10 protein-coding genes and 1 pseudogene are annotated in these 12,714 nt (G+C 60.2%); 4 read left to right on the forward strand and 7 right to left on the reverse strand.

Translation table 11 applies throughout. The features are described 5' to 3' along the window. Positions 1–37: 37 nt before the first annotated feature. The 3 genes from A8O26_RS23780 to A8O26_RS23790 all read right to left on the reverse strand — a co-directional run bounded on the left by A8O26_RS23780 (position 38) and on the right by A8O26_RS23790 (position 3,973). Positions 38–1,051 carry an ABC transporter permease gene (locus A8O26_RS23780; RefSeq protein ID WP_371924614.1) on the reverse strand — a complete coding sequence of 338 codons (1,014 nt, stop codon included), beginning with the start codon at positions 1,049–1,051 and terminating at the stop codon, positions 38–40. Between the two features lie 84 nt (positions 1,052–1,135). Beyond that, positions 1,136–2,746, reverse strand: a complete 1,611-nt coding sequence (locus tag A8O26_RS23785; RefSeq protein WP_064120155.1) for an ABC transporter substrate-binding protein — start codon at positions 2,744–2,746, stop codon at positions 1,136–1,138. A gap of 72 nt (positions 2,747–2,818) precedes the next feature. Beyond that, a complete protein-coding gene (locus A8O26_RS23790) occupies positions 2,819–3,973 on the reverse strand; it encodes a mandelate racemase family protein (protein WP_008079679.1) in 1,155 nt (384 codons plus the stop codon). Between the two features lie 360 nt (positions 3,974–4,333). Between A8O26_RS23790 and A8O26_RS23795 the strand changes: the two genes are divergently transcribed. From A8O26_RS23795 to A8O26_RS23805, 3 genes are all read left to right on the forward strand, one after another. Next, positions 4,334–5,059, forward strand: coding sequence for an oligogalacturonate-specific porin KdgM family protein (locus A8O26_RS23795; protein WP_064120156.1), 726 nt, complete (start codon positions 4,334–4,336; stop codon positions 5,057–5,059). A 96-nt stretch (positions 5,060–5,155) separates the two neighbouring features. Then, positions 5,156–5,998 carry an NAD-dependent epimerase/dehydratase family protein gene (locus A8O26_RS23800; protein WP_064120157.1) on the forward strand — a complete coding sequence of 281 codons (843 nt, stop codon included), beginning with the start codon at positions 5,156–5,158 and terminating at the stop codon, positions 5,996–5,998. Next, positions 5,995–6,888, forward strand: a complete 894-nt coding sequence (locus A8O26_RS23805) for an SMP-30/gluconolactonase/LRE family protein (RefSeq protein WP_064120158.1) — start codon at positions 5,995–5,997, stop codon at positions 6,886–6,888. The genes A8O26_RS23800 and A8O26_RS23805 overlap by 4 nt, the downstream gene beginning before the upstream one ends. Positions 6,889–6,892: 4 nt before the next feature. On the opposite strand, the gene A8O26_RS23810 is transcribed toward A8O26_RS23805, so the two are convergent. Continuing rightward, entirely contained in the window at positions 6,893–7,648 is a 756-nt protein-coding gene (locus A8O26_RS23810; RefSeq protein ID WP_034152916.1) for a FadR/GntR family transcriptional regulator, read from the reverse strand. 199 nt (positions 7,649–7,847) lie between these two features. On the opposite strand from A8O26_RS23810, the gene A8O26_RS23815 reads away from it, so the two are divergent. Further along, a complete protein-coding gene (locus tag A8O26_RS23815) occupies positions 7,848–8,990 on the forward strand; it encodes a pectate lyase family protein (RefSeq protein WP_064120159.1) in 1,143 nt (380 codons plus the stop codon). A gap of 251 nt (positions 8,991–9,241) precedes the next feature. On the opposite strand, the gene gspF is transcribed toward A8O26_RS23815, so the two are convergent. From gspF to A8O26_RS23830, 3 genes and pseudogenes are all read right to left on the reverse strand, one after another. Beyond that, positions 9,242–10,453, reverse strand: a complete 1,212-nt coding sequence (gene gspF, locus A8O26_RS23820; RefSeq protein ID WP_064120160.1) for a type II secretion system inner membrane protein GspF — start codon at positions 10,451–10,453, stop codon at positions 9,242–9,244. Continuing rightward, positions 10,453–11,859 (reverse strand): type II secretion system ATPase GspE, encoded by a 1,407-nt coding sequence (gene gspE, locus A8O26_RS23825; RefSeq protein ID WP_064120161.1) that lies wholly within the window; start codon positions 11,857–11,859, stop codon positions 10,453–10,455. Before gspE ends, gspF begins: the two co-directional genes overlap by 1 nt. Further along, positions 11,856–12,714: pseudogene (locus tag A8O26_RS23830) on the reverse strand (type II secretion system secretin GspD); the annotation flags it as partial. The gene gspE and the pseudogene A8O26_RS23830, both read right to left, overlap by 4 nt.

Raw genomic sequence — 12,714 nt, forward strand, 5'->3', positions numbered from 1 at the left:
CTTCTTTTTATAATTTTTAGTGCTGCTGCCAAGCGTGTTAACGGGTGCGCGGATCGAAGACCTTGTACAAGGCATCGCTGATCAGGTTGAGCGCGACAAAAATCAAACCGATCACCAGCACACAGCCCATCACCGCGTTCATGTCGCCGAGCATCAGGCTGCTGGTCAGGTACTGGCCGAAACCCGGCCAGGCAAAAACCGTTTCGATCAGCACCGCGCCTTCGAGCAGCGAGCCGTAAGCCAGCGCCACCACTGTGAGCAGTTGCACGAGGATGTTGCGAAAGGCGTGACCCCAGACCACCTGGCGGCGCGACAAACCCTTGACCCGAGCGGTGATGATGTATTCCTGAGACAGTTGCTCGAGCATGAAGCTGCGCGTCATCCGACTGATGTAAGCCACCGAGTTCAGCCCGAGGATCAGCGCCGGCAAAACGATGTGGCGCAAGGCGCTGGCGAAGGCTTCCCAATCACCTGCCAGGCTTGAATCGATCAGCAACAGCCCGGTGACTTCGGGCACCATGCCGTCGTACGCCAGGTCGATACGACCGGCGCCCCCGGCCCAGCCGAGCCAGGCGTAGAACACCAGCAAGCCCATCATGCCCAGCCAGAAAATCGGCGTGGAATAGCCGAACAGGGTAATCACTCGCGCAACATGATCGCCCAGTCGCCCTTGATTACTTGCCGCGCATACACCCAGCGGCAAACCGATCAGCACACCGAAGAGGATGGCCAGGGTCGCCAGTTCGATGGTGGCCGGGAACACCCGGCGGATGTCATCGAGCACCGGGTGCCCGGTCAACAGCGCGTTGCCAAAATTACCGTGCAGCAAGTCGTTGAGGTACAGACCGAACTGGGTCCAGATCGGCTTGTCCAGCCCCATCGCCCGGTACACCTGCTCGTAGGTCGAACTGTCGGCGTCCGGCCCGACCACCGCCAGCACCGGATCGAGCGGCATGACCCGACCGATGATAAACGTCAGCGCCAACAGGCCCAGCAACGTCACCAGTACCGTGCTGGCACGCCGCGCAGTATTGGAGGCGCGGGCTCCCATGGCAGAGGCAGTCATAACAAACATAGTCAGCTCCTGATAAAACGGTCACCGGTGCACCCGGCACGCGAAGTTCATCCGTGCATTTCAGCGTTTTTTGTAGACGTCTTTGTAGCGCGTGGTCGCGGCCGTGTGCCCTTGAAAATCGGCAACATCGGCGTAGACCAGCACCGTGTCGGTCATCTGCGAGACCGGCAGAATGGCGCCCACTTGCTGATCGAGTTGCTGCTGGATGTCCTGATACTGCGCCTGCTGTTTCTGCGCATCGGGCTCGACTTCGGCACTCTCGATCAACTGATTCAACTCGGGACTGTAAAACGAAGTGCGCCAGCCCTGGAAGTTGCTCAGCTTGGCTTCGTCACGGTTATCCGGGTTGTACACCAGCGTGCGCAGGCTCGAATGGGGATGACGTTCGGCGCCGCCACCGCCACGGCCGACGATGATGTCGAAACTGCGCTCACGCATGGCGCCGTAGATCTGATTACCGGTGCCGGTGATGATGCTGGCTTCGATCCCGGCCTGCGCCAGCGTCGATTGCAGGTTGGAGGCAATGTTGATGAACGGCGGCTCGGCCAGCACGCGAATACTGGTCTTGAAACCGTTGGGGTAACCGGCTTCGGCTAGGAGTTTTTTGGCCTCATCGACATTCAGCCGATAACCGGGATCCGGCAGACGCGCGGCCAGTCCCAACGGCATCGGCCGCTGATTGATCACGCCGTAGTGCGGCATGACAGTCTGGTTGATGCCCTGGTAGTCGATCAACGAGCGCACAGCCTTGCGCACGCGCGCGTCGGCGAACATCGGCTGCTTCACACTCAGCGCGACGTAATACAGCGTGCCGCGTTGCAGGGTTTGCGTGCGGACCTTGTCGCTGTTCTGCAAGGCCTGGATGTCCGGCGCCGACATGCCTTTGGCGATGTCGAGGTCACCGCGCTCAATCATCAGACGCAACGACTGCGACTCGGTCATGTTGCGCATGACGATGCGCTTGAGCTTGGCCGGGCCCCCCCAGTAACCGTCGAAACGGCTCATCAGGATCACGTCGTTGGCCCGCCAGTCATTGAGCACGAAGGCACCACTGCCGGCGGCATGCGTCACCAGCCAGGCGGCGCCGAGGTCATTGTTCTTCTGGTGTTCGAGGACTTTTTTGCGGTCAAGAATGAAGGCGCTGGGCGACGTCGCCAGCGTGTTGAGCACCAACTGTGGATCGGTGGGTCGCGGCAGCTCAATGACGAAGGTATTGGCATCCGTCGCGCGCATCGAACGCTCGACATTCTCGGCAGTGAAACCGTAAGCCTTCCAGGTCGACGCCAATGCGAGATTGAGTTTGAGCACGCGCTGCAACGACCAGGCGACGTCTTCAGCGCTCAGCGGGTTGCCCGATTGAAATTGCACGCCTTGGCGCAGATTGAAGGTCAGGGTCTTGCGATCGTCGCTGACTTGCCAGCGCTCGGCGAGTGCCGGCAACAGCTGATCCGGCGCAGCGACGTCTTGCACCAGCAACATGTCATAGAGATTGGCATTGATCTCGGACACGTCCAGGCCGGTGGCCGCCGCCGGGTCGAGGGACAGCAGATTGATCATGCTCATGCCGACGATCAATTGATCGGCCGGGGTTTTGGCATGGACGACAGGTAACGCGGTCACCGTCAGGGTAGCCGCCAGAACCCGCGCCCACAGCGAAGGAAGAATGTTCATAGCGAGAGTGCCTTTCTTATATTTATAGGGCTCTCGGACAGCCCGGCATGCACCGGGCAGCCCGCGTACACGTCAGAAGCTTTTAAGCGTGTTCATCTCGATGAAGTTGAAGTCGATGTCTTCGCCCAGACCCGGCAGGTCGGACAGGTGCACAAAACCATCGCTGTCCATCGGGTCGACCAGGCGCTTGAGGTACGCCGGCACCTCGTCGTAATCCAGGTACGGGTGCAGCAAGCCGCGCTCGTACCAAGTGCAGTTCTTGATCGCGCCGACCACCGTCAGGTTGGCTGCGCCGTTGCCATGGATTTCGCAGTCCATGCCAAACGACTCGGCCATGTGTGCGACTTTCAGGCAAGGCCCGATCCCGCCGACCCCGGCGACGCCGGCACGCAGGATGTCGCAAACGTCGTGCTTGACCCAACTGGCCCGGCTCAGGTGTTTGCCGGACAGGGTTTCCGGCCCGAGTACCGGAATGTCCAGTTGCCCCGCCAGCCAGGCATAGGATTCGGCGGACTCTTCCATCATCGGTTCTTCGAACCAGGCGAAGTCGAGTTTTTCCAGTTCGCGTCCGATGTACAGCGCTTCGGTGCGGCTGTACCAGTGATAACCGTCGAGCATCAAGGCGATGTCCGGGCCCACCGCTTCGCGCACTGCCGCACAAGCTTTGACGTCAATGCGCGGGCTCGGCGCGAACGAGACCGGCGGCATCCAGGTGTGCAACTTGATCGCCTTGTAGCCGCGCTTGACCAGCGTTTCGGCAAAGCGTCCGTAGTCTTCCGGCGTCGCCAGGCCCTCAGGCAATTCATCGCCGCACATGGTTGAACCGTAGGCCGGCACTTTGTCGCGAAAGCCGCCGATCAATTTGTGCACCGGTACGCCGAGCTTGCGCCCCGCCCAATCCCACAACGCCTGCTCGACCAACGCCAGCGCGCGATCAGTCAACTGGCTGGCGCTGCCACGCTGCCAGTGCGCCAGGTCATGCCAGATCTTTTCGCGATCAAAGGCGTTCTGCCCGACCAGCACCTTGCGCACAAAACCATCCAGCACATAAGGACGAATCAGCTCCGGAGCACCGAGGGCGTAACCCTCCTTGCCGTCTTCGGTCTGGATGCGCAGCAACGCCATTTGCGCCTGGCTGACATCACCGGGATGAGCATGACCGGCGCTGTCGACTGCGCGGCGGGTGGGATAGGAAAAAACCTGGACGTTGACTGCTGTGATTCTCATGGACGTCTTGAGCCTTCTTATTGGATTTGTGACAGGAGTGTCGTCGGTTGCGACCGATCATAGGTCATCGTACAACGCTTGAAAAGACCCAATAACTCCTCTTCGAATCGAAACCATTCTGGCTAAACATCCAGCAAAGCGCCATTTTTAAAGATGACTACGGAATAACAGGACTTGCTTTAGACCCATATTCATAGGGCATATATGTATCAACATGTTTCCAAACCAGCAAAATCACGTAGACGAGTCATCTTGTCGTACGATAACTTATATCTGCGCCTCAAATGAGAGCCATACGCAACATCGCGGTGCCTGTAGTACTCGTCAAACGACCCTAACAAAAACAAAAAAGAAGACCGTATGAACACCACCCTACGCACGCTCGTCACTGTCGCGGCCCTCGGCCTGCCCTTCTCTGCCCACGCTGACTCCGCCAGCCTCAACTACCGCCATCAGTACACCGAGGAGGACAGCGCCCACGCCGACCGAATCAAGCTCAACTACCGCCTGGACAGTGGACTGGGGTTTGAGGCGGAGATGAAATACCGCACGGCCGGTGACCGCAAAGATGTCGCCTACGACAACATGGTCAACAACGGCCACGAGTTCACGGTGAGCTACAACTACAAGCTCAGCGCGCAGTCGACGCTGACCCCGGCGTTTCAGATGGACAGCTCCAAGGATGCGACCGCCTACAAGTTCGGCCTCAAGTACAACTACAAAATCGACGACGCCTTTTACGTCGCGACGCGCTATCGCCTGGACCTGCGCAAACTCGATCGCGATCAGGTCAACAAAGACATGCCCGATCACTACAAGGATGACCAGACCACCCACCGCTTCGAAGGCTGGCTCGGCTACACGCCAGCCAACAAGTGGGCTTACGAATATCAGTTCATCTATTTCAAGACCGACTACATCCGCTACGACAACAAGAAGAGCGACTACGAACAGAACCTGATCGTCAAATACAAGCTCACCAAACAATGGGCGCCCTTCATGGAAATCGGCGACATCAAAGTCGACTCCACCTCACCCGACCGTCAGGCTCGCTGGCGACTGGGCGTGCAATACAACTTCATGTAAGCCGCGCGTAGCTTTTGCCTGGCGAGCGCGCATCGCTTGTCGGGCAGACACCCTGCCGCCCACCCTCTTCACCACCGCGTAATGGAAGACCCGACCATGACCACACAAACCACGCTGGCCAAACCCTTCAACCGTATTTTGCTGACCGGCGCCGCCGGTGGGCTCGGCCAGATTCTGCGAGAAACCCTGCAGGTTCACGCCGACATCGTCCGCGCCTCGGACATCAGTGCGATGACGCCGAGCCGCGGCGCGCATGACGAAGTGATCAACTGCAATCTGAGTGACAAGGCCGCTGTCGCCGCGCTGGTCGAGGGCGTCGATGCCATCGTGCATTTGGGCGGGATCTCGGTGGAGCGACCTTTCGAAGAAATTCTCGAGGCGAATATTCGCGGCACGTTTCATGTTTATGAGGCCGCGCGCCTGCACGGGGTCAAGCGCATCGTGTTCGCCAGCTCCAACCACGTCACCGGTTTCTACTCGCAGGACGAACAGATCGACGCCCATTCGCCGCGTCGTCCGGACGGTTATTACGGCTTGTCGAAGGCTTACGGCGAGGACCTGGCAACGTTCTATTTCCACCGCTATGGCATCGAAACCGTGAGCCTGCGCATTGGCTCCTCGTTCCCCGAACCGCGCAACCTGCGCATGCTGGCGACCTGGCTGAGCTATACCGATCTCGAGCATCTGATCGCCCGCGCGCTGCTGGCCAGCGATGTCGGGCATAGCGTGGTGTACGGGGTGTCCGCCAACCGTGATCAGTGGTGGAACAACCGGCACGCCGCGCACCTGGGCTTTGCGCCGCAGGACAGTTCCGAAGCCTTTCGCGCAAAGGTCGAACAACAACCGGCACTCGCTGCCGACCATCCCGACCGCTTGTATCAGGGCGGCGCCTTTACCGCTGCTGGTCCGTTTGAAACGCCGGCGCAGACACGACCATGAATGCCGAACTGATTGTCGATGCGCGCAACGCCACCGGTGAAAGCCCGGTCTGGCAAGCCGATGAAAATGCTTTGTATTGGGTGGATATTCCGGCCGGTCGCTTGCATCGCTGGCAGTTCGACGGCCAGACCGACTGCTGGCAGGCGGACGAAATGCTCGCCTGTATCGCCCGCAGCGAAGCGGGACATTGGCTGGGCGCGCAGGAAAGTGGCCTGTTCAAACTGCGCCCGCAGGCTGACGGACGTCTGGCTGCGGAAAAGCTCATCGGCGTCGAGCACGCCCGCCCGCGCATGCGCTTCAATGATGGTCGCTGCGATCGTCAGGGACGCTTCTGGGCCAGCTCGATGCCAACCGCCATGGGTGCCGAAGCGGTCGGCGCGCTGTATCGCTACGACGCGCAAAACCCGAATGATGTATCGGTGCTGGCGCCGCAACTGGAGGAACTCGTGGTGCCCAATGGCCTGGCGTTCAGTCCCGACGGGAGCATCATGTATCTGTCCGACTCGCACCCGAGCCGGCAACTGATCTGGGCCTTCGATTACGACATCGACAGCGGCACGCCGCACAACCGCCGCCTGTTCGTCGACATGAACGATCACCCCGGGCGACCGGACGGTGCCGCCGTGGATTCACACGGCTGCTACTGGATCTGCGCGATTGATGCCGGCCTGGTGTTGCGCTTTACCCCGCAGGGGAAACTGGATCGCGCGCTGCCGGTACCGGTGAAGAAACCGACGATGTGTGCCTTTGGCGGCCCTCGGCTAGACACCCTGTTTGTCACATCGATCCGCCCGCAAGGCATCGACCTCGCCGATCAGCCACTGGCGGGCGGAGTCTTTGCCCTCAACCCAGGCGTGCAAGGCCTGCCCGAACCCAAGGCCCGCGCCTGAGGCTTCAGACGTTCAACGCCGCCGCGTCTGCAGCTTCGTAGGCACGGCGCAGACGCTCGCGGCTGTTGGACAGATGCAAACGCATGGCTGCGCGCGCGGCGTCGGAATCACGCCGGACAATCGCAATGTAAATGTCTTCATGCTCGCGACTGAGGCGCTCCAGATAGGGCTCCTTGCGGTCATTCTCCAGGCGTTTGGAATGCAGGCGTGTGCGCGGCAGAATGTTCGCGCCCAGATGCAGCATGATGTCGGTGAAATAGCGGTTGCCGGTGGCCAGCGCAATTTGCTGGTGGAACTGGAAATCCGCCGACACGGCATAGTCGACACTGACGGCTCGGGAGTTGATGGCGTCCAGCGAATCACGCATCAGTTGCAGCTGCTCATCGGTACGCCGCGCGCACGCCAGGCCAGCGGCCTCGACCTCCAAAGTAATGCGCAATTCAAGCACCGCCAAGACATCCTGAAGCGTGACGATGCTGTCCGGATCAATGCGAAAACCGCTCGGGCTGGGAATGTCCTGAACAAAGGTGCCGATACCATGGCGGGTTTCCACCAGGCCTGCTGCCTGCAGACGCGACATCGCCTCGCGCACCACTGTGCGACTGACGCCGTGCTCGGCCATGACCTGAGATTCAGTCGGCAGCTTCGTCGCACGCGCGAGTTCGCCGCTGCAAATGCGTCGGGACAGCTCGGTGACCAGGTCCTCCGCCAGGCTGCGATGCCGGCGACGAACATTGGGTGTGGCGTTGGATCTGTCCATCAGCAACAAAAATCTCGAATTTTCGAATAATTACGCATCATAGCCCATTCAGTTGTACGACAACGCACCAGTTCACATGATAGGATTTCTCATGCAGCGGACGTTCGATTCGCTGCAATGGCGATAAGGACGTCCGCTCGAGAAACACGTCGAAATTTCGCGTGTAAAACACTCAAGTTAATCAAGGATCTGATTACTCATGACAAAACCATCAACCTTCACGGCCTGCAAACTGGCCAGCGCCATCGTCGGCAGCCTGCTGTTTTCCAGCCTGCCTGCACAAGCGGCCGATATCTGGCTGGATGTTGCAACAACTGGCTGGGCCACGCAAAACGGTGGCACCAAGGGCGGCTCCAGAGCCGCTGCCAACAACATCTACCCCGTGAAGAACGCCGCCGAACTGAAAGCCGCACTCAGCGCTTCGGTCGGCACCAACGGGCGCATCATCAAGATTACCGGGCCTATCGACATCAGCGAAGGCAAAGCTTATACGACGACCGCCGATATGAAAAAGCGCGGCCGTCTGGATATCCCGGGCAAGACGACCATCGTCGGTACGAGCAGCACGGCGGAGATCCGCGAGGGTTTCTTCTATGCCAAGGAAAACGATGTGATCATCCGCAACATCACCATCGAAAACCCGTGGGATCCCGAGCCGATCTGGGACGCCAATGACGGCAGTGCCGGCAACTGGAACTCCGAGTACGACGGGCTGACCATCGAAGGCGCCAACAATGTGTGGGTCGACCATGTCACCTTCACCGATGGCCGCCGCACCGATGACCAGAACGGCACTGCCAACGGTCGTCCAAAGCAACATCACGACGGCGCACTGGACGTGAAAAACGGTGCCAACTACGTGACCATTTCCTACTCGGCGTTCAAGTCGCACGAGAAGAACAACCTGATCGGTTCCAGCGACAGCCGCACCACCGATGATGGCAAGCTCAAGGTCACGATCCACAATACCCTGTTCGAAAACATCTCCGCCCGCGCACCACGCGTGCGCTTCGGTCAGGTGCATCTGTATAACAACTATCACGTGGGCAGCACCAGCCATAAGGTCTACCCGTTCAGCTACGCGCACGGTGTGGGCAAAAGCTCGAAGATTTTCTCCGAGAAAAACGCTTTCGAAATCTCCGGTATCAGTGGCTGCGATAAAATCGCCGGCGACTACGGTGGCAGCGCCTACCTTGATCAGGGTTCTACGCTCAATGGCACCTTGCTGACCTGCAAGTGGGGCACCAACATCGGCTGGACCCCGCCTTACAGTTACACCCCGCTGAACGCGGACAAAGTCGCGGCCGACGTTAAGGCCAAGGCTGGCGCTGGCAAGATCTGATTGTTCGATGTAACCGTGTCAATGAAAAGCCCTCGGTGACGAGGGCTTTTTCATGTCTGCTTGAAGATGGTGCGGGGGTGGAATTGGAGTTCTGGGAAAATTTTGATTATTCATTGCCCTGACTGGCCCCTTCGCGAGCAGGCTCGCTCCCACAGGGATTGATGTTGTTAATGCAATTTACTACACACCACAGAACACTGTGGGAGCGAGCTTGCTCGCGAAGGGGCCCGATCAGACACCATCAAAACCGGCTACTGGACCAATTGGTTGATCTCAATGATCGGCAGCAGCACCGCCATCACAATCACCAGCACCACTCCGCCCATCACCACAATCATCAGCGGCTCCAGCAGCGCAGTCATGCCCATCGCTCGCCGTTCGATATCGCGCGACAGGGTCTGTGCCGCGCGATCGAGCATCGGTGGCAACGACCCGGTTTTCTCGCCACTGGCGATCAAGTGAATCAGTACCGGTGGAAAGACGTTTTCCACGCGCAACGCAGCGGCGAGGTTCACGCCCTCACGCACCTTGGCCGTGGCCTCAGTGACGCTCAAACTCAAGCGGTCGTTGGACAGCGTCTGCCGCGCTGCCTCCAGCGCACGCAACAACGGCACCCCGGCGCCGCCGAGAATCGCCAGGGTCGAGGCGAATCGCGCGGTGTTCAGGCCGAGGATGAATCGCCCGAACAGCGGCAACTTCAGCACCCGATGATGCCAACTCAAGCGTGCCGCCGGATTGCGCAGGTACAGGCGCCAGCTCCAGAACGCGCCGGCCATAATTCCCGCGCACAACCAGCCCCAACTGCGGATGAAATCACTGGCGTTGAGCATCGCCAGGGTTAATCCCGGCAAATCCTGCCGCGCCTGAGAAAACGCACTGACCACCTGCGGCACCACATAACTGAGCAGGAAAATCACAATGCCTATCGACACCAGACCGACCACACCCGGATAGATAAACGCGGTGAGAATCTTGCCGCGCAGGTTGTTGCGTTCCTCGATGTAATCCGCCAGCCGCTCCATAACCTGCGCCAGATCGCCGGACTCCTCGCCGGCCGCAATCAGCGCACGGTAGATCTCGGGAAAGTCTCGCGGTCGTGCGGCTAGAGACTCAGCCAGCCGCATGCCACTGCGCACATCCGCACGAACAGCGCTGAGGGTATGCGCGATGTGTTTTTTCTCGGCCTGCTCCACCGTGGCACTCAGCGCCGCTTCCAGCGGTAGACTCGCGCCCAACAGACTCGCCAGTTGCCGCGTGGCCCAGGCCAGATCGTTGTCCGAGAGCTTGGCGCTGAACAGTCCGCCACCGCCGTGCTGAGCGACGTTGCTTTCCTTGTGCACCGACAACGCGGTCAAACCGCGCCCGCGTAATGTTGTGAACGCGGCAGCCTGGCTGTCCGCCTCAAGGTGCCCGGATTCGATCTTGCCGGTCGCGTCGGCGGCTTCAAAACGATAGCGATTCATCAGGCGTCCCGTGTCACACGCAAGATTTCTTCAGGCGCGGTGGCGCCGCTGCGAATCCAGCGCTCACCGTCCTCGCGCAGACTGAACATACCGGCCTTGGCGGCGGATGCGCGCAATGCCTGCTCCCCTGCTCCTTGGTGGATCAGGGTGCGGATGTCGTCGTCGATGCAGAACAATTCGTGGATGCCGGTGCGGCCGCTGTAACCGGTTTGATTGCACGCATTGCAACCCACCGGGCGCCAGGTACCGGGGGCTGCCGGGTCTTCCTGTTTGCACTGATTGCACAGGCGCCGCACCAAGCGTTGCGCGAGCACGCCGAGCATCGACGAGGCCAGCAGGAACGGCTCAACGCCCATGTCGATCAAGCGATTGACCGCCGACACCGCGTCGTTGGTGTGCAATGTCGCCAGCACCAAGTGACCGGTCAACGAAGCCTGCACAGCGATTTGTGCAGTTTCGAGATCGCGGATTTCGCCGATCATGATGATGTCCGGGTCCTGGCGCAGAATCGCTCGCAGTGCGAGGGCGAAGGTCATGTCGATCTTGGCATTGACCTGAATCTGGCTGATGCCCGGCAAATCGTATTCCACCGGGTCTTCGACGGTGAGGATGTTGCTGGTGCTTGCATCGAGCCGCGCCAGTGCCGCGTAGAGGCTGGTGGTTTTGCCGCTGCCGGTCGGCCCGGTGACCAGCACGATGCCGTGGGGCTGGCGAATCAAGTGATCGAGTTTGGCCAGCACCTGCGCGTCCATGCCCAAGGTTTCCAGATGCAGACGCCCGGCCTGTTTATCGAGCAGACGCATCACCACCCGTTCACCATGCCCGGTCGGCACGGTTGAAACACGAATATCAATCGGCCGCCCGGCCACCCGCAAAGCGATGCGACCGTCCTGCGGCAGGCGTTTTTCGGCGATGTCGAGCTGGGCCATGATCTTGATCCGCGACACCAGCGCACCGTGCAGAGCCTTGCGCGGCGAGACCACGTCACGCAGGGTGCCGTCGACGCGATAGCGCACCACCGAATGGGTTTCGAACGGTTCGATGTGAATGTCGCTGGCCTCATCGCGTGCCGCTTGCGTGAGCAAGGCATTGATCATGCGGATCACCGGCGCGCCGTCCTGGGTGTCGAGCAGGTCGGTGATTTCCGGCATGTCCTGCATCAGCCGGTCGAGATCGACTTCGTTTTCCGCCGCGCCAACCACCGCCGCCGCGCTGCCGGTGTCGGCGTAAGCGCTGGCTAGCAAACCATCCAGCTCATCATCGCGCACCCGCTGAATCGTAGTCGCACCAAACTGTCGCCGCGCCTCGCTGATCGACCAGCCCGGCGTTGACGGGCACACGGTCAACACGCCATCGCACAACAAAATCCGCTGCGCCTTGGCCCAGGCGTAAGGCAAGAGACTCACAGACGCGGGCCTCCCTCAAGCGGCACGGCTTTGATGGTTGCACGGGGGTCCGAAGCCGGAACCGAACTTGGAACCCCTTGCGCCGCCGTCGGCAACTGCGGCGCCTGCATGTCCGGCATCGCCCAGCTGCGTTCCGGTTGCAAACCGCCCTGGGCGCGGCGCATGAAGTCGTAGCGATTGAGGGTGATGCTGCGCCCCGCTTCGCTGTCGCGGATGATGTACGGCCGCAGGAACACCATCAGATTGGTCTTGGTAATCGCCCGACGTTCGTTGCGAAACAGTGCGCCGATGCCCGGCAGGCTGCCCAGCCACGGCACCGCGTCATTGCTCTGGCTGTAACCGTCCTGCAGCAAGCCACCAAGGACCATGATCTGCCCGTCATCCAGCAGGATGCTGGTATCGATCGCGCGTTTGTTGGTGACAATCCCCGCAGAATTGGCACTGGCCGAAGCCCGCTCGTCAATGCTGCTGACTTCCTGATAGATATCGAGCTTCACCGTGCCGCCCTCGGAAATCTGCGGGCGCACATTGAGCTTCAAGCCAACCTCTTCACGGGTCACCGTCTGGAACGGGTTGTTGCTGGTGCCCCCGCCGCCAGTCACGTAACTGCCGCTGACAAACGGAATGGTCTGCCCAACAAAAATACTTGCCGCTTCGTTATCGAGGGTCAGCAGGTTCGGCGTCGACAGCACGTTGGTGCCGCCCTTGCTCTTCAACGCCCGGGCCAGCACTTTCAGGTCAAGAATCTTGCCGATGCCGGGAATATCGACGGTGCCGTTGACGTAACCCAGGTTCAAACCCTGCGGCAACACATCGATGCTGGTCTTGCCGTTAGTGTTGATGCCCGAACCACCC

The sequence above is a fragment of the Pseudomonas fluorescens genome (assembly GCF_001648775.1).
Lineage (GTDB): Bacteria > Pseudomonadota > Gammaproteobacteria > Pseudomonadales > Pseudomonadaceae > Aquipseudomonas > Aquipseudomonas fluorescens_M.

Coding starts and splice junctions, on each gene's coding strand:
- A8O26_RS23785 (WP_064120155.1), bottom strand. CDS start 2,746: ATGAACATTCTTCCTTCGCTGTGGGCGCGGGTTCTGGCGGCTACCCTG.
- gspF (WP_064120160.1), bottom strand. CDS start 10,453: ATGAATCGCTATCGTTTTGAAGCCGCCGACGCGACCGGCAAGATCGAA.
- A8O26_RS23800 (WP_064120157.1), top strand. CDS start 5,156: ATGACCACACAAACCACGCTGGCCAAACCCTTCAACCGTATTTTGCTG.
- A8O26_RS23815 (WP_064120159.1), top strand. CDS start 7,848: ATGACAAAACCATCAACCTTCACGGCCTGCAAACTGGCCAGCGCCATC.
- A8O26_RS23780 (WP_371924614.1), bottom strand. CDS start 1,051: ATGGGAGCCCGCGCCTCCAATACTGCGCGGCGTGCCAGCACGGTACTG.
- A8O26_RS23805 (WP_064120158.1), top strand. CDS start 5,995: ATGAATGCCGAACTGATTGTCGATGCGCGCAACGCCACCGGTGAAAGC.
- A8O26_RS23810 (WP_034152916.1), bottom strand. CDS start 7,648: ATGGACAGATCCAACGCCACACCCAATGTTCGTCGCCGGCATCGCAGC.
- A8O26_RS23795 (WP_064120156.1), top strand. CDS start 4,334: ATGAACACCACCCTACGCACGCTCGTCACTGTCGCGGCCCTCGGCCTG.
- A8O26_RS23790 (WP_008079679.1), bottom strand. CDS start 3,973: ATGAGAATCACAGCAGTCAACGTCCAGGTTTTTTCCTATCCCACCCGC.